Genomic DNA, 14,942 nt, shown 5'->3' with positions numbered 1-14,942 from the left:
GGGCGACGGCGTGCGGGACGCACGTGCTGCCGCTGTCTGTTGTAGTGAAGTTGCGGCCGCTGGCTGAACCCAACGTCCGCTTGATCCAAAGTCCGGGCGATTTCGTTTGAAAGACTTTGCACAGTGTTAACTGCTTCAGCAGAGCATGTTCCGATCGGCCCAAAGGTCGCCGACGGAAGTCCGAGCAACAGCGCTGAAACGAAAGACCGACGGTTCATTTTGCTGTCCTGCTAGCGCATTCTCGCGAGTTATTCTGCCGTGGTGGATTGACCGAGTCTACGCTCGCGATGCCATCCACCGCCCTCGCTTCGGGCATCTTGGACCGCTCGGGCGGCGCGTGCGGGCGGTGATGCGCATGCATCGCCTTTTGGTCATCCGGCACCCAAAGTCTTCATCTATATCGAGAGCACTGTCAGGTTCGCCTGGCTGGGCTCCCTTGTTTGTCTGGAACATAGGGGCCGCTGAACGGTCTCCTTTCCAAAATTTGATCGCGGTTGTCGTGGTCTGGAAGGAGACGAGTGATGAGTAATTCCCACGAGGTCGACATCCATAATGCCGACGCCCGCGCTGAGCGACAAGGCGAGACGCGCAGAGGGGATGCAGTCAGTCCTATGAAGGCGGACACGCATTCCAGCGCGGATCCGGCCGTTGAGACACCGGTTGAAGGTCGCCAGGGATTTTTAGGACGGCCGGTGCTGGCCGTCTTGGTCGGCGGCCTTTTGCTAGTGGGCGTGGCATGGCTCGTGGTCCATTTTGCGGTGCCTTGAATCAAGACACTGGCAAAACGGGCGAGGTCTGCAGTCGGTAACGCCGAAGCAATGCTGGAGCTTGCCGAGACCGTTTTATTCAATACGGTCGCGACAGACGCACAGAAGGATGCGGCCAAGTTTGGACGGAATTCCCTGCGCAGCGTGCTTCGTAAATGCGAACCGTCGGATGCCTGTCATCAGGCGGCATTAGGCATTGGCACACTTGAGGCCAGTGGCTCAAACTGGGAGACGAGTGATGGAACGGCGATCGTTTTTGTTTGGCTTCCTGGCTCTGGCGACGAGCGCGGCGCTCCGACCAAACGACGCACAAGCGGCTCCCGAGTTCATAGCTGATGCGACGAGAGCGGAGGTTTCCGAGCCAACGCTACCGGACGGAACTCCATTGGATTGGGCCCAACATCGGGGCAATGAGTGGAATCGTCGTCACCACCATCATCGTCATCATCGCAGGCATCGCCGTCGGCACCGCAGGCAGGTTTGCCGTGTGCACCGGGATCGATTTGGGAGGCGGATCCGCCGTTGTCATTGGGTCTGACGTGAAAGGGGTGGTGCTCAATGCGCCACCCCTTTTTTTATCCCGCAGATAGTTCGACGCTCGTGGTCGGTGAACTATCGACCCGCAGCAGTGTTCTCCAGCCAGGATAACACCGATGCTTCCTGTACAATTCGACACGCGCGACCTCCCACGCCGCAAGCAAATCGAAGCGTGGCGAGCATGGTACCATGGTATGTTCGACATCCAGCTTTGCGATGACGATGTGGGATGTTCGTGTTCGACAGCCGTCTGGTCCTTGCCCGATTTTGGGATATCCACGGTTGCGACGCCCGCACTGACAATGATGCGCGATACGGCACTTCTGCGTTCTAACCCGATCGACCATTGGGTCATTATGACCGGGCAGCGGCGGACTGTAGGCGCGGTAGCGGAAACCGCGCTTGATGTTCCGGCTCAGGTGCCATTCGTGGCTTCGCTCGGCCAAAAGCTCATGCTGACAAGGCCGGCCGACGAGCGAACCCATCTGTTTCTTCCGCGTGACGGTTTCCGGGAGCTCGCCTCGCTTCTGGATGCAACGGTGGCGCAGCCGTTGGATTCTGCGCTGGGTCGCCTGCTTGGCGATTTTATCTTCTTGCTTCGGCAAAGCCTGTCCGGTTTGGACGTAGCCGAAGCCTCGCGTTTGACCGGAGCTGTGCGGTCGATGGTTTTGGCATGCATAGCGCCGACAGCCGACCGGCTTGAAGAGGCAAGCCCGCAGGTCAATCTTACAAGACGCGAGCAGGTCCGCCAGTTCATTGATCGGAACTTGCGAAATCCAGGCCTCGACACTCACATATTGTGTCGCGAGCTAGGAATGTCTCGCACACAGCTCTATCGCCTCTTCGAGCAAGATCGCGGCGTCGCTCACTACATTCGTCACAGGCGGTTGTTGAGTTGCTACGGCCTCCTATCGGATCCCTTGAACACGTTCCCGATCAACGTGATTGCCGACCAGCACTGTTTCGAAGACGCATCGAGCTTCAGCCGAGCGTTTAAGCAGGAGTTTGGCTGCAATCCTCGGGACGTGCGCGCCGCAACGGTGTCCGGCCAGAAAATCGCTCAAAAGCGCGCCGAGTTCGCGAGCGAGTACCGAACCCTGGACGAGTATCTAAAGGGGCTATGATCCACATTCCTCGTACGGCCGGGGAAGCAGGCGAACAGGGAGCACAGCAATGAACACCGAGCGAGGCGCATTGCTGCTGTCAATGGTTGCCGCTCTGGTAGTTGGCGTGGCTGCATTGGCCATCGGTTTCGTGACGGGCTCTGGCGCAATCCTGTTGGACGGGGCCTTCAACCTCTGCTTTTTCGCAACCGCGGTTTTTACACTGAGGGTGGCACGTCTGCTCAAGAACCCCGATGATGCACGCTATCCCTTCGGATACGTCCAATTTGAGCCTCTCATCAATTTGACCAAGGGGCTCCTCATCCTTGGTGTTGGATGCTTTGCGCTGATCGATGCCGCCCTGAGCATCAGTCGAGGTGGCAGTGACGTCTCGGCGGGAATTGCGGTGAGCTATGCCGCTGTCGCCCTCGCATTGTGCGGGGCCGTGTTGCTCACTCTGCGCAAAGCAGCCCCCAAACTGGCGAGCCCTCTGGTCGAGGGTGACGTCGAGAACTGGGGCGTGAATACGGCCATCTCCATCGGCATGCTGGTGGCCTTCCTGCTCGCAATCGGCCTGAGTTTCTTTGGATGGGAAAGCGCCGCTCGCCTAGTGGATCCTGGACTGGTGATCCTGGTGGTCTTGGTCACCATTGGTGTGCCTCTTCGGATGGTTTATCGCGGCATGGCGGCTTTGTTGTTGCGCGGCGTGGACGACGAGCTTGTTCAAGAGGCTGCGAGCCGAGTGAGGCAGGCGGTAGCAGTTGTGGCGCCCAAAGATGTGTTAGTTCGCATTCTCCAGCCGGGGCGCACGACCTACATTCTGGCACATGTCGTTGTGGATCACACTAAAAGCTCTCTGAGCATCGCTGAAGCGGACGCGCTACGAAGCGCGATCCTCGTGAAGCTGTCGGAAAAATTCGCACCGGTCGTCGCGGATGTCGTTTTCACGTCTGTGCTGGCTTTCTCCGCACCTACGACAGGCTGGGCCCCGGGCGATGCTGAGGCAATATCTGCCAGTCCACAGAACCGGCAGTAGACCACACTGCCCCAAAGCGGACCCTCAGAGGGTCAGCAATGGGCCAACTCCGGAAGGGCCGGCCCTAAGGAGTGAGTGCAAGGAGGAAGGCGGAGCCTGACCAAGGCTACCCCCGAGAACAAGATCCCTGGAGCGGGTCCTCGGGCCCGCGCTCCGTGGATATCGAGATGACCACCAAGGATTTCGCCGGCAGCAATGAAGCACTGCCTAATGACGCCGAGATGCGGCTCTACGCCAGGGCCTACTCAGGGCGAATGGCTGCTGACGAGCTGTTCCTGCGCTGGGAGGCGCATCTCGCGCATGGCCTGCTGCTCGAGCAGGCGCCTGACCGCGACTATCCCGAGTACGGCCTCAACAGCCACCAGTTGGCGGAGGGTGCGCGACTCGCGGCGCGCAGGATGGCTCTGCTGCTGGCCGAGGCGCCGGCGGAAGTCCGCGAAGTGCTGGCGATGAAAATCCACGTCTTCGAGACAATGGCGCAGCTCCCCACCGAGGGGACAGCCTCGAACACCATATTCATGGTGGAGACGGCGATGAAATCCGACGCCGAACGGTTCAATATCGTACTGCTGCCGATGTCACATCGCCCCGCACAAGCACAGTGAGGGTGTGATGTACCTTTTCTATGATCTGGAGACCTCGGGTCTCGAACCGTGCTGGGACGTGCCGCTCCAGGCCGCGTTCCTCCAGACGGATGCCAACCTCACGGTCCGGCGCGAGCTGACGCTGCGCTGCCGCCTGCCGGCGCACATCGTGCCATCGATCGATGCGTTGATGGTGACCGGCGTGACGCCTGAGATGCTGGAGAACCAGCGGGACAGCCATAGCGAGATGATGGCGCAAATCGCCCGGATCATCGCCAACTGCAAGCCGGCGATGCTGATCGGCTACAACACGATCAGGTTCGACGACGAGGTGCTGCGCCAGAGCTTCTACCAGTCGCTTTTGCCCCCCTATTGCGGGGCCATGACCGGCCACGGTCGGGCCGACGTCCTGACCATGCTGCGCGCCGTCATGATGCTCGAACCCGACGCCGTGGTGATCCCGCGCGATGCCTTGGCCAAGCCGGTGCTCAAGCTCGGCGAGGTCTGCAGGCTGAATGGTATCGCCTTGAGCGAGGCCGATGCACATGATGCCGCCGCCGATGTTCGCGCAACACGCGACCTGTTCTCGCTGTTGCTCGAGCGGGCCCCAACCACGATGGCGACGATGCTCGGGCATGCCAGGAAATCCGGGCCGCTCGCGCTGATGGACGCCGGCGAACCTATCATTCTTGGTGGCACCTCGCGGCTTACCCCGGTGCTGCCGATGATCGGCTCTCCGACGAACCCGTCGGCGCGCATCTGCATCGACCTCAGCCAGGACCCAGCGGCATTCATTGATCTGCCGGCACCGGAACTCCTGGCGGGAATCCGGTCGAACCGCTCGCCGGTCCGGCAGGTCAAGACCAACGCCCAGCCGATCCTGGTCGGCTGGGACCAGGGCGCCCATGCGCTGGTCGAACGAGAGCCCGACCAGGTTTATCGCAATCGCGCCCGGATGCTGTGGGCCCATCCGACCTTCACCCGGCAACTCGCGCTGGCACTGCAGGACCAATATGCCGATCGTGAGCCGTCGCCCTGGGTCGATGGTCAGCTCTATCAGGGTGGCTTCATCTCCGATGCCGATTCGGCGGCGTCCCGGCGCTGGCACGAGATCGCCTGGGAGCATCGGGCGGCCTTCGCCGCGCAGCACATCGCGGACCCGCGGCTGCGGACTCTGGCGATCCGGCAGGTCTTTCTTCACGCACCGGAGACGCTCTCGCCCGAGGCGCGGACCCGAGGTCGGGCTTGGCTGCGTGAGCGCCTGACCGCCGAGGACGAGGTTCCGTGGATGACCATTCCTCGCGCCCTGGCGCGCTGCGAGGAACTGGCGGCGACCAGTGACCCCGAAACCCGCGGAGGGCTTGAGAAGATCAGGGATTGGCTGATGGATCGGCGCGAGGCGTTGGGAATACCGCCCGCCACGATCGTAGCGACGGCCTGCACCGCGGCGTCTTAGGCGGAAAGACAGACCAGAAAAGAGGGCGCGGCCGCAAGGTCCGCGCCCTTTTCTCATGACCGGACGAGCCTTGGTGCTGCAGCCGCAGAACCCCTGTGAACCTGAGAAATCTGATAGCCCATGAACTCGATCCATCGTCGCCCGCGCCGTAAGCGGTCTGAACCTCTGCACACGTCACCGCCCCCACCGGTCGGGCTCGATCTTTACAGCACGCGTGATCTCCTCCAGCGCCTTTACAGCGACCGCCCCTCGGCGATGGGCGACGGTGACGACGACCGCGTCCAGGCGGCGCGCCAGCGCGCGCTCTGGCTAAGGATGCACGAGGACGAGCGCGGCTCCTGGCGCAGCCTGATCATACCCGATGCCGCGTTGCTGGCCCGTATTGCGGCGCTCGACCTGACCTGCCCGCAATTCGCGCAGGTGACCGCGTGGGTCCTTCGCGCCGCGACGCTGGCGATCGCCGGCGGACAGGCGTTGCGCCTGGACCCGGTCGTGCTGCTCGGGCCGCCTGGCGTCGGCAAAACCTACTACGCCCGCCGTCTGGCGCAGGCGTTCGGCGTATCGACGTTGACCATTCCAATGAACCTCGTCAGCGACAGGGGCAGCTGGTTCACCGGGCTGGCACCCGTGTGGCGCGCGGCTGGGCCTGGCAAGATCGCCCAACTTCTGGTCGACAGCGATAGTGCCTCACCTGTCGTCGTCATTGACGAGATCGAGAAAGCGAGCCCGATCAATCCGGCTGAGACGCCGATCCACGTTCTGCACTCGCTGCTCGAGCGTGAGAATGCCCAGTGCTTCCAGGACGAGTTCCTGGAGATCCCGATGCGAGCTGACGGCATCATCTGGATCACGACCGCCAATGATCTGAGCCCTCTGCCGAGCTCGATCGTCGACCGCCTGATCGGCTTCGAGATTGCCCTGAAGCCCGAGCAGATGTTGGCGATCCGGCGCTCGCTCTTCGACGAGGCCAATACCGCCACCGGTGGACTGTTCGAGCCGCCGAGCGACGCCTTTCTCGATGAGCTCGCTGCGCTGACGCCGCGGGCGCTTTCGCGGCTATGGCCGATAGCCTTCGGCTTCGCCTGCATGGCCGGGCGACGCAGCATCATCCGCTCGGACCTGACCCAGGCCGAAGGCGTCCTCAACCTGCAGCGCCATGACCGGAGCCGGATCGGGTTCATGGCCGGGATAGCCATGCCGCAACTGTCGGCCGCCGAGGCCAGCCGAGCGAAAAAGAGCAGGAATAAAGGCTGAAAGCGGGAACTGGGAGGAAAGCGAAAGCACCCCCGAGAACCTCGAATGAAACCGCAATGAAAGACCAGAACATGACCAACGCCCATCCGCGCCAGCCCGCCAACGCCGGCAGACTCAACAACCTCGTCGTCGACAATACCGAGCGTCCCGTCATCGACGAGCTCACCGCCCTTCGCCTCCACGATCCGAGCATGGCGGACTACGCCGCCCTGATCCGCAACCCGCCTGCGATCGGGGCGATCACGGCCCGGGCCAAGCATCATGCCGACCAGTCGGCGCGCTTCGTCGAACTGGTCAGTGACAGTGACCAGGAAGCCTTCGGCGAACATGTCGGCCAGCTCGTCGCGCTCGCCCTGCTGAACAACATGGCGACCCTCGCGGCCGCGCTCTTACCGGCGCTGACCGGACCCGATCGCCACGCCAGGCGGGAGCAGGGCCACGCGTTCATCGACTCGCTCGATCGACCCCAGGACAACCCGCTGCGCGAAGTCGCAAAGATCGCCTTCGGGATGCGCGACATCGATGCAGCGGAGATCGCCAACGACGCGATCGCCTTCGCTGCCGCTGGTCGGGCTCCGGCAGCGCCCGGACAAGCAACCCTGCACGATCTCGAAGAGCAGGCCACATTGCGTGGCTGGCTCGCCGCGGAGATCAATATCGGCGGGCTCCAGCAGGAAGCCCGCCGTCACGCGCAGATGGCAATTCGCTTCAGCAAGTCCCTGCGAGACGACGAGCTCGGGCATGCGGATCACGACCTGACGCAGGCTGCGCGGGAGGGCGCGATCCTGCAGCACGCGATCACACTGGCGTGCCTCGCGATCTCGCCGAAGGTGCCGAACGCACGCACCCTCGTTCAGCCGATCAGCGACGAGATGACCGGCCGGCCGCAGGTTCGTGCTGCCCTCGAACTCGCCATGGAGATGGGTGACCATCTGCGCCAGCTGGCTGCTTCCTACCCAGCCACGAGCAGGTGAGGATCAGCAGGAGATCGGCCGCCCTTCCAGGCCTGGCGATACGCAGGGAGCGCCCAGAAGCCAGGCGATCCGCAGGGTGGACCGTGGCGATCGGTTGGCGTCTCCAGCTCAGGTGCCCAGCAGGGCCAGCTTGCTCGGATCCAGCCGGCCGATGCGAACAGGAGCAAATCGCGCCTGCTCAACAGCCGGGAGGACAGGAACCGGCTCCCACGATCCTCTGAGCGGAAAATGAGCTCGGGAGACTCTGGCACGACCGTGGTGATCGGTTGGCGTAGAGACGACAACGCCGTCCCCCGATTGTCCCTGCAGGACATCGCAGGGAGGAGCCAGGGAGGACCGTGGCGTCGGAGGGGCAGAGACCAAAGACAGATGAGAGGCGCCCGGCCCGGGCGCCTTTTTCGATTCCGAGAGCAGCGGGGAGCGCAGCCACTTGGCTGAGACCCACAGGAAATTATCATGTCCAAGAACAAGCAGGACCTCTCGGTCCAGAATGAGGGCAACGCCCCCGACCGCGCCGAAATTCGGACCGACCTCGACCCGATCGCGGTGGTCATGGAACGCGTCAGCGACGACCCGTCCGTCGCCGAACTTCTGTCGTTTCGCAACGCCAAGCCCGATCTCAAATTCGCGGCCCGGCAGGCCAAGCGCCTCGCCGACGAGGCGATGCGGGTGCGGTTCGCCGGCGGGAACGTCGACGACGCGCCTGGCATTGCCGTCAGCCTGACGCTGGCCGGTCATTGCTTCACGGCGCTGACCGCGATCTGGCCTTCGGACACACTCAACGATATCGAGGCCAAGCTGGCGCTCGCCGAGGCCACCGGGCCGTATGGCGACGCTCAGGATGGCGACTATGTTCCCGCCCTCGAGCCAGAAACCGCGACGCGCATCCGGATCAAGCGCGCGGCGTTCAACGTCGGGGAATTGATGATGCCGCCGCCCCCAGCTGTCCCGGCCGCTCAGGATCGCGGCCTCGCGGACTGGCCGCTGCGGCACTACGACCTCAGCACCGTCCTGCCTCCCGCAGGTGGGCCGCCGGTCTTCATCGATGCGCAAGTCCAGCACTGGCTGCAGCTGCTGTCGCATGTTCCGGATCTCGGCCGTCTGGTCGAACGTGTCGAGCTTCTTATCAAGACTGCCGACAGGCTCTTCCTGCTCGCGCAGACGCCTGGGGAGACCGCGATGGATCTGCGGAAGGCAGCAGAGGGCGCCCAGATTCTCGCCTACCTCACGGCCGCCCAGATCGCACTCTGGCCGGTCGTCAAGGGATCGGACGGGGTCAAGGCCAAGCGCAGGCTCGCCAAGCTCATCGATGACAGGGCTTGCCGCTCCGATCCCCTGCACATGCAAGCCGCGATCCGCATGCTGTTCGTCGATGGGAGCTGGCTCGCCAAGCTCGTCGATAGCAATCGCATGGCCATCGGCACGCCGACGTGGATCGAAATCGTCTGAACCCGATGCAGGTCGCAGCTCGTGAACGCTCGGCGCTGGACATTAGCCGAACGAGCGCATCATAATGGACGACAATGCAGCGTCCGCATCGTCCGTAGCGTCCGCAATGAGGCCTTACAAGGCCCTCACTAGCGGGCCGCTCGTCGAGCGGCGCCCGCCCAGATGCGATCAAATGGGCCGAATAGTGTTAGAATCGGCATTTCGGCGATACTCTGCGGATGCCGCTTCGATTCTTGACTTCGGTTCGCGCGTCGAAGCGCTTCCGGACGCTGATGTGCCACAGCAGCATGTCAGCGTCCGGCAGCGACCGCCGAAGGTTAATCCTCGGAACCTGCCGCGGTCGCCGAGCCTAGAACAGCTCAAGCGTACGCCGCCGATCCTTTGAGGCCGCCCGGTGAAACGCCACCATCATCCCCTTCTTGACCAGAATTGGCTTGATCCGCTTCACATGGCTCGAGATCTGCGCAAGCCCGGTGGGAGCGGGGAGGCGCGAGCCTGAGGTTTTCAGGCGTCGGGCGATTTCAACCTGCAAATCTTGCATCGTTCCACTCCAGCACCGCTTTTCATCCCAGAGTTCCAGGATCGTGAAGAGGATTGGATCAGACTCGATAAGATCATCCGCTGCGGTCGCGCGGTTCTTGTCATAGGCGGCCGTGAAGCTCCCCGGCTCGCCAAACACATCCTCGATGGCCATCCCCAGTGTGGCGAATTCCGCCATGCGCGGCAGCTTTCCTGCGTGCCAAAGCCCCGCTTTCTCGGTCATCAGCTTGGAGCGCGCCAAGGCGAGAAGATCGAGCAAGGCCTCTGTCAGTCTTGGAGAGAGTTCGTTAAAGGCTCTCGTGATCGATCCTGAGTCGCGGCGCTCTTCTGCCGAGATTGCGCTCGTATTGATAAACAGAGCTCGATCGGCAAGGTCGGGTCGCAGCACGAGATCGCCGATCCCGTTCAAGATGATCGGCGCCTTGAACTCCAGAAAAATCTCGTCGGCGTCGGTCCCCGCGCGGCGCAGTGCGACCGCACCTCCCGTCGAGATCTTGCAGAGATTGTCGCTCGTGGCAGCGGAGATGGTCGACACATTGTCGAAGGCAAGCAGATGGGCATTGCTGGCCGAAATAAGCAGATCCTTTTCCGAGGACGGCAGGGAGCGCAGGGGCGCGTGGCTTGGGTCGACCAGTTCATGGATCAAGCGGACCAAAGTCGATTTGGCTGAGCCCTGTTCGCCGCACACTGTCAAGACCGGATAGGGCCCCTCGGGCGTGAGCGCACATACGCACCACGTCATCAGCAATTGGAAATCGGCTGCGTTGTCCAGATTGAGGAGACCAGCGAACTCCTTGAACGTCTGGCGGTGCGCCGCTCGGTTGCCAGCCGCCAATTCTCCTGTTTGCCCGTCAACAGATCCCTCTTTTCGGGTCTGGGGGAAGGCACGCATCGATCGAGTTCGGGTAAAATGGATCGGCACCCGATTGACGACTTGCCAGGAGCCCTGATGGATCTCGACAGCTTCCCGCCGATCGTTGCCGAGATCGATGTACCAACTGCCATGATCCATACCAACCCGTCTGAAGATACGCTCCTCCGGCGCATCAGCCGCCTGGTCTGCCACTTCTTTGATTGCAGTTCGCAACGCATAGGGCGATGGGTGGCGCGCGTAGTCGGTCAGAAACTGCCGGCGTAACCACGCGCGGAAGCCACGCGATGCAATCGCGACGGCCTCGCGACCTGGTTCGATTAGGACAGAAGCGAAGCCATCACCCTGCCACGAGAATAGCTTCAAAGCTGTTCCGCTCGTTGCCAGAATTTTCCGGAGAAGATCGAGATCGGATGGTGGCGGATCTTTTTTCTGCTTGCTCACCATGGTGCTCCAGGCTGGCGTCGCACTGCGCCCGCTGCACGCGAGCTGCTCCTTTAACGCCAGCAGCGCCGAAGAATCCGTTTATGCGGCCCTCATCGCCAGAAGCGGCAGATCGACGGAACTAGCCAATTGGGACGGGGTAGACGCGTCTGCGCGCGGGAAGAAGGGAGGAGACGAGGGTTTGAAGGGAATGCCCCCGGAAAATCGCTCTGCAACCTCGCTTGAATGAGAACGACGATGAATACCCGATTGACTGCACCGTCCGCAGCTTCCGCGCCGGGGAGCGCGCCCGCTTCGCGCCCGGTCTCGAAACGCCGGCCTGGCGAACGGCTTCTGCCTGACGGATCCGCCGGCGCTGTTACCCGGTGGTGGCCAGTGCTCTGGCCGCGGATCGGCGGCGAGGCGCTTCTGCCGCTGCCGCCGGATGCCTTCACCGTGGAGAGCTTCACCCGCGCCTACGAGCCCGGCACGCTCGCCTATATCTACTGCTCCGGCTGTGGCGAAGACCACAGGATGCCAGCCGTTGCGACCGGCCTTCTCGGCGTCGCCCGACGCCTCTTCGCCAGCATCCACAAGGTCTCTGTCACGGCCCAGGTCAAGCTCACCGACAGGCTCCGCGAACTCAACGAAGACCGCTATGGCAGCGTCACGGTCAGCGCCGACGGCTATCTCGTCTCCGATCGCGGCTTCGACAACTGGATGTTCCAGCACATCCTGCCCGGGGGGTCTCCCCTCCCGGCATCACCGGTCTCGCGGAGCAACAAGTGCCTTCGCGTCCGTCTCCCGGTCGGGATGGCGAAGGATGAGTTCGAGGAACGCCTGCATCAAGTCATGCAGGCGGCTTCCCTCAACGAATGGCTCAAGACGCCCGAGGCCATCGCCCACTGCGCGCAGATCGGCCGCTCGCCGGCAGAATTCAGCCGCATGACCGGCTACGGCTTCGGGGATAGCATCCGCTGGAGCGAAGCCAAAGAGTTCTACTTCTTCAGGCCGAAGTCCGATGACGCCGACCGGCTGATCCGGATTGCCGAGGTCATCATCCACGATTGGGTGACGAACCCGGCCTCCCGCGAGAAACTCGTCAGCTACAAGTCCCATGGCCAGGGCTACGTCCAGGAGTTGCCAGCAGGCTGATCACCTGTGACCGGAGGCGCCGCCAAGCGCTTCCGGTCCGGCATGCAGATCGGGAATGGCCGTTGTCACCCCGAACTGATGAAGGCGTATTTGCCTCCGCTGACATCGTCATCCTGCCGGCGCGGCCGAACCAGCCGCTGGACAAGCTCGTGCTCAAGGGTGCCACGGTCATCGCGCAGGGTGGGCTCACCGGGAATGGCGAGGACATCAACGTCGTCGCCCTCTCGGTCAAGACGGTCGAGTATACGGCAGCGATGAGCCAGGTCTACGGCGACGGCTCCCTGTTACAGTACTTGCCGCAACGATAACCGCCATCGCCCGGGGGTGGGGTAACCGGCATCTCCGGCGGGAAGCGGGCCCGACCTCGGCGCCGCAATGTGGTCAACTGTGGCGCACGGATGCCGGCGAAGAATGCAGTCGGACGCTCCTCACCGAAAGCGAGCCAGACATCCTGCTTGGCGCCCCAGTCGAACTCGCTGAAGGAGGTGAAACGAGCGGCTGCGGCGGGAACGCCCTGGGGGCGGGGTCGATGACCCTGGTCAAGCGCAACCACACCGCCCGGTCGAGCGGTCATGTTTGTTCCGCATCGGAGTGCGCGTCTAGATCGTATCGCGGGTAGGCGTCAATCCTGATCTTCAGCGCTTTTGGTCGTGCCGAGAAATACCGGTCCGATACGTCCTTCCCGTGATTGTGGCCGCAGATCGCATTGATGTAGCGCTTCTTGATGTTGGCCTCTTCAGCCCGGGTGATGAAGGTGTGGCGCCAGCCATGGTTCGGGCTGAGGTCCTCATCGAGCTCGACTTGCTCCCGGGTCCATTCGGCAAGCTCGCTCGCGCGCTGCTCCTGCTGGGTTCGTGTTGAGCCAGGCTTCTGGGGGGTATCGCCAACGAAGAGATAGCCTGCAGGGGCCTTCTCGCGAAACGCCAAAAGGCCTTCGTCGACAAGAGCGTCATGGATGGGGATTGTGCGCTCGACGTCGGTTTTCGTCTTTGCGAAGTGAATGACCCAGATGCCGTCCTTGATCTTGATGTCATCTCGCTTCAGCCAGCACACCTCCTGAATCCGGGCGCCGGTATAGGCGCAAATCCATGAGGTCCAGCGCCGCGAGGCGGCGGCGCGCGGGTAGCGCGGATTGGGTCGGGCCGCGCGGGCGGCCTTGAGGATCGCGGCAACTTCCTCGTCGCTAAAGTACTTGTCATCCTTCTTTGTCTTCTTGTCAGGTTCGAGACTGACACCCACTGCAGGGTTTTCCTTGAGGAGACGCCCTCCCGGGTGCTTCGTTGCCCAACCTAGGACAGAGGAGACCGCCACGAGGTCGTTCTTGTTGATCGTCTCGGCGCTGACGCCGGGCAGCTTCTCGCGTTCCAGCGCCCATGCCCAGATGTCATCCTGGGTCAGCAGGCGGACGTCGCGCTCACCCCAGAAGGCCTGTAGCGAGGCGATAGAGGGCCCGTAGCGTCTAAACGTCGAAGGCGCCCGTTTCTCGGCATGGGCTTCCTTCCAGCGCTGGAACAGCGCGTCGACCGTCACGAGGTTCTCGCGACGAGACGATCGCTGCGGCTGTGCTTGAGGCTGCCGTGGTGGGGGCAGGAAGCCCGGTAGCTTGTCCCCGACCGGGTCGCTGTAGTCGAAGTTCTTCAGGCGGCGTTCGGCCGTCTCGATAAAGTCCTGGCCCAGCTGCTCGGCAGCGTTGAGAAGCTTGGTCCGCGTGGCTGCATCGACCCGCATCTGGTACCTGGCGATGAGGTCATCGACCATCGGGCCGAAATAGCGCTCGAGCAGCTCTTCGCGAGAGATCTGCGGATCGCCGTGCTTCAGGCCCCAGGCCAGCAGGGCGCGCTCGCCCGGCATCTCGATGGCGGCCTCGAGCTCCGCGATCTTCTCACTCTTCCCCGCGCTGAGGTGGTGAGCGGTCGCCTCGGCGAACGCGTCGCGATAGGCCTCGACTTCATCGGCGACGGCCTCGTCGTGATCGATGTCGCTGATGGCCTGCTCGTAGATTTCACCGGCGAGGGCCCGCACATCGGCCCGGCCCAAGGCTTGGGGTGGATGCCCAAGCGATTCGAAAAAGACATTGAGGGCATTAAGGGCGAGGGGAAAGCGTTCCCGGGCGATCTTCGCTTCCTTGGTCCGGAGGGACAGGAAGACCTTGTCGCTCACGACGACGCTGTACTGCTCACCGCCGACGGGCAGGCTGACGCGCATCCCGATGGCGAGGGGGCGAAGGGCCAACGGCACCCTCACATTGAGATAGTAAGATCCCGACTTGGTAGCGAAGGGACGGGGCATCGCAAGGGCCATGTGTGAAACCGCTGTGTGAAAGCGGATACCCAATAAGCCTTTACAAAACCGTAACTCTTTCTCCTGCTGAGGAAAAAGAGTGGTGCCCAGGAGAGGACTCGAACCTCCACGCCCTTGCGAGCGCCAGCACCTGAAGCTGGTGCGTCTACCAATTCCGCCACCTGGGCAACGGCGGTTCGTTTACGGAGGCGCCGCGTTGCTGTCAACGACCTCAGGAACGAATTGTTGGAAATCCGTCGTTTTTCATGTGGGCCTCTGATCTGCCGCCGCGGGAGCCGGTCCCGCGGCGGGATACTTGCGCAAAATCACGCTGCCCTGCGGCGAACGGCCTCATGGATGTAGGTCGTCTGGCCGCTGTCGTTGCCGCCCTGCTCCTGTCCGGTCCTGAATGCCGCGACGAGGTCGTTGAGCTGGCCGATGCGGGAGGAGAGCGAGGCGGCCGACGCCGCGCTTTCTTCGGACAGCGCCGCGTTCTGCTGCGTCATCTCGTCG

At 62.8% G+C, this 14,942-nt stretch carries 14 protein-coding genes and 1 tRNA gene; 11 read left to right on the top strand and 4 right to left on the bottom strand.

Annotated features, from left to right (window positions below):
* Positions 1–521 precede the first annotated feature (521 nt).
* The 9 genes from ASE63_RS27445 (at position 522) to ASE63_RS18855 (ending at position 9,160) form a co-directional block, all read left to right on the top strand.
* The gene (locus tag ASE63_RS27445) at positions 522–767 is read left to right on the top strand and encodes a hypothetical protein (RefSeq protein ID WP_156410472.1); all 246 of its coding nucleotides are present in this window, start codon (positions 522–524) and stop codon (positions 765–767) included.
* 410 nt (positions 768–1,177) lie between these two features.
* Entirely contained in the window at positions 1,178–1,357 is a 180-nt protein-coding gene (locus ASE63_RS18890; protein ID WP_056804842.1) for a hypothetical protein, read from the top strand.
* Positions 1,358–1,420: 63 nt separating this feature from the next.
* The gene (locus tag ASE63_RS18885) at positions 1,421–2,428 is read left to right on the top strand and encodes a helix-turn-helix domain-containing protein (protein ID WP_082610107.1); all 1,008 of its coding nucleotides are present in this window, start codon (positions 1,421–1,423) and stop codon (positions 2,426–2,428) included.
* A 49-nt stretch (positions 2,429–2,477) separates the two neighbouring features.
* Complete coding sequence (locus tag ASE63_RS18880) at positions 2,478–3,443, top strand: cation diffusion facilitator family transporter (protein WP_082610106.1); 966 nt, start codon at positions 2,478–2,480, stop codon at positions 3,441–3,443.
* A gap of 167 nt (positions 3,444–3,610) precedes the next feature.
* Positions 3,611–4,048, top strand: a complete 438-nt coding sequence (locus tag ASE63_RS18875; RefSeq protein ID WP_156410471.1) for a hypothetical protein — start codon at positions 3,611–3,613, stop codon at positions 4,046–4,048.
* 7 nt (positions 4,049–4,055) lie between these two features.
* Positions 4,056–5,483, top strand: coding sequence for an exonuclease domain-containing protein (locus tag ASE63_RS18870; protein WP_056804826.1), 1,428 nt, complete (start codon positions 4,056–4,058; stop codon positions 5,481–5,483).
* 120 nt (positions 5,484–5,603) lie between these two features.
* Positions 5,604–6,737, top strand: a complete 1,134-nt coding sequence (locus ASE63_RS18865) for an AAA family ATPase (RefSeq protein WP_082610105.1) — start codon at positions 5,604–5,606, stop codon at positions 6,735–6,737.
* A 56-nt stretch (positions 6,738–6,793) separates the two neighbouring features.
* On the top strand, positions 6,794–7,711 hold the full coding sequence (locus ASE63_RS18860) for a hypothetical protein (RefSeq protein WP_056804820.1): 918 nt from the start codon (positions 6,794–6,796) through the stop codon (positions 7,709–7,711).
* Between the two features lie 456 nt (positions 7,712–8,167).
* Complete coding sequence (locus ASE63_RS18855) at positions 8,168–9,160, top strand: hypothetical protein (RefSeq protein WP_056804816.1); 993 nt, start codon at positions 8,168–8,170, stop codon at positions 9,158–9,160.
* Between the two features lie 349 nt (positions 9,161–9,509).
* Here the strand turns inward: ASE63_RS18855 and ASE63_RS18850 are convergent, their stop codons facing one another.
* Positions 9,510–11,015: a hypothetical protein gene (locus tag ASE63_RS18850; protein WP_156410470.1), complete on the bottom strand. Its 1,506-nt coding sequence runs from the start codon at positions 11,013–11,015 to the stop codon at positions 9,510–9,512.
* 225 nt (positions 11,016–11,240) lie between these two features.
* Here ASE63_RS18850 and ASE63_RS18840 point away from each other — a divergent pair, with 225 nt between their 5' ends.
* Together ASE63_RS18840 and ASE63_RS18835 are read left to right on the top strand one after the other, a co-directional pair.
* Positions 11,241–12,149 (top strand): hypothetical protein, encoded by a 909-nt coding sequence (locus ASE63_RS18840; protein ID WP_156410469.1) that lies wholly within the window; start codon positions 11,241–11,243, stop codon positions 12,147–12,149.
* Positions 12,150–12,211: 62 nt separating this feature from the next.
* The gene (locus ASE63_RS18835) at positions 12,212–12,457 is read left to right on the top strand and encodes a hypothetical protein (protein ID WP_056804805.1); all 246 of its coding nucleotides are present in this window, start codon (positions 12,212–12,214) and stop codon (positions 12,455–12,457) included.
* Positions 12,458–12,719: 262 nt separating this feature from the next.
* On the opposite strand, the gene ASE63_RS18830 is transcribed toward ASE63_RS18835, so the two are convergent.
* The 3 genes from ASE63_RS18830 to ASE63_RS27795 form a co-directional block, all read right to left on the bottom strand.
* The gene (locus tag ASE63_RS18830; protein ID WP_348271364.1) at positions 12,720–14,438 is read right to left on the bottom strand and encodes a tyrosine-type recombinase/integrase; all 1,719 of its coding nucleotides are present in this window, start codon (positions 14,436–14,438) and stop codon (positions 12,720–12,722) included.
* Between the two features lie 92 nt (positions 14,439–14,530).
* Positions 14,531–14,617: transfer RNA gene (locus ASE63_RS18825), tRNA-Leu, on the bottom strand.
* 138 nt (positions 14,618–14,755) lie between these two features.
* Positions 14,756–14,942 (bottom strand): hypothetical protein (locus ASE63_RS27795; RefSeq protein ID WP_056804798.1); only part of this gene is annotated, 187 nt, incomplete at its 5' end.

The organism is Allobosea sp. Root381 (assembly GCF_001429395.1).
In the GTDB taxonomy this organism is placed as follows: domain Bacteria; phylum Pseudomonadota; class Alphaproteobacteria; order Rhizobiales; family Beijerinckiaceae; genus Allobosea.
This window is presented reverse-complemented; position numbering and strand designations above follow the sequence as displayed.

Bases quoted from the DNA above. Each gene is read 5' to 3' on its own strand.
- ASE63_RS18885 (WP_082610107.1), top strand. From the start codon at position 1,421: ATGCTTCCTGTACAATTCGACACGCGCGACCTCCCACGCCGCAAGCAA.
- ASE63_RS27445 (WP_156410472.1), top strand. From the start codon at position 522: ATGAGTAATTCCCACGAGGTCGACATCCATAATGCCGACGCCCGCGCT.
- ASE63_RS18880 (WP_082610106.1), top strand. From the start codon at position 2,478: ATGAACACCGAGCGAGGCGCATTGCTGCTGTCAATGGTTGCCGCTCTG.
- ASE63_RS18865 (WP_082610105.1), top strand. From the start codon at position 5,604: ATGAACTCGATCCATCGTCGCCCGCGCCGTAAGCGGTCTGAACCTCTG.
- ASE63_RS18870 (WP_056804826.1), top strand. From the start codon at position 4,056: ATGTACCTTTTCTATGATCTGGAGACCTCGGGTCTCGAACCGTGCTGG.
- ASE63_RS18830 (WP_348271364.1), bottom strand. From the start codon at position 14,438: ATGCCCCGTCCCTTCGCTACCAAGTCGGGATCTTACTATCTCAATGTG.
- ASE63_RS18890 (WP_056804842.1), top strand. From the start codon at position 1,178: ATGAGTGGAATCGTCGTCACCACCATCATCGTCATCATCGCAGGCATC.
- ASE63_RS18875 (WP_156410471.1), top strand. From the start codon at position 3,611: ATGACCACCAAGGATTTCGCCGGCAGCAATGAAGCACTGCCTAATGAC.
- ASE63_RS18840 (WP_156410469.1), top strand. From the start codon at position 11,241: ATGAGAACGACGATGAATACCCGATTGACTGCACCGTCCGCAGCTTCC.
- ASE63_RS18860 (WP_056804820.1), top strand. From the start codon at position 6,794: ATGAAAGACCAGAACATGACCAACGCCCATCCGCGCCAGCCCGCCAAC.
- ASE63_RS18855 (WP_056804816.1), top strand. From the start codon at position 8,168: ATGTCCAAGAACAAGCAGGACCTCTCGGTCCAGAATGAGGGCAACGCC.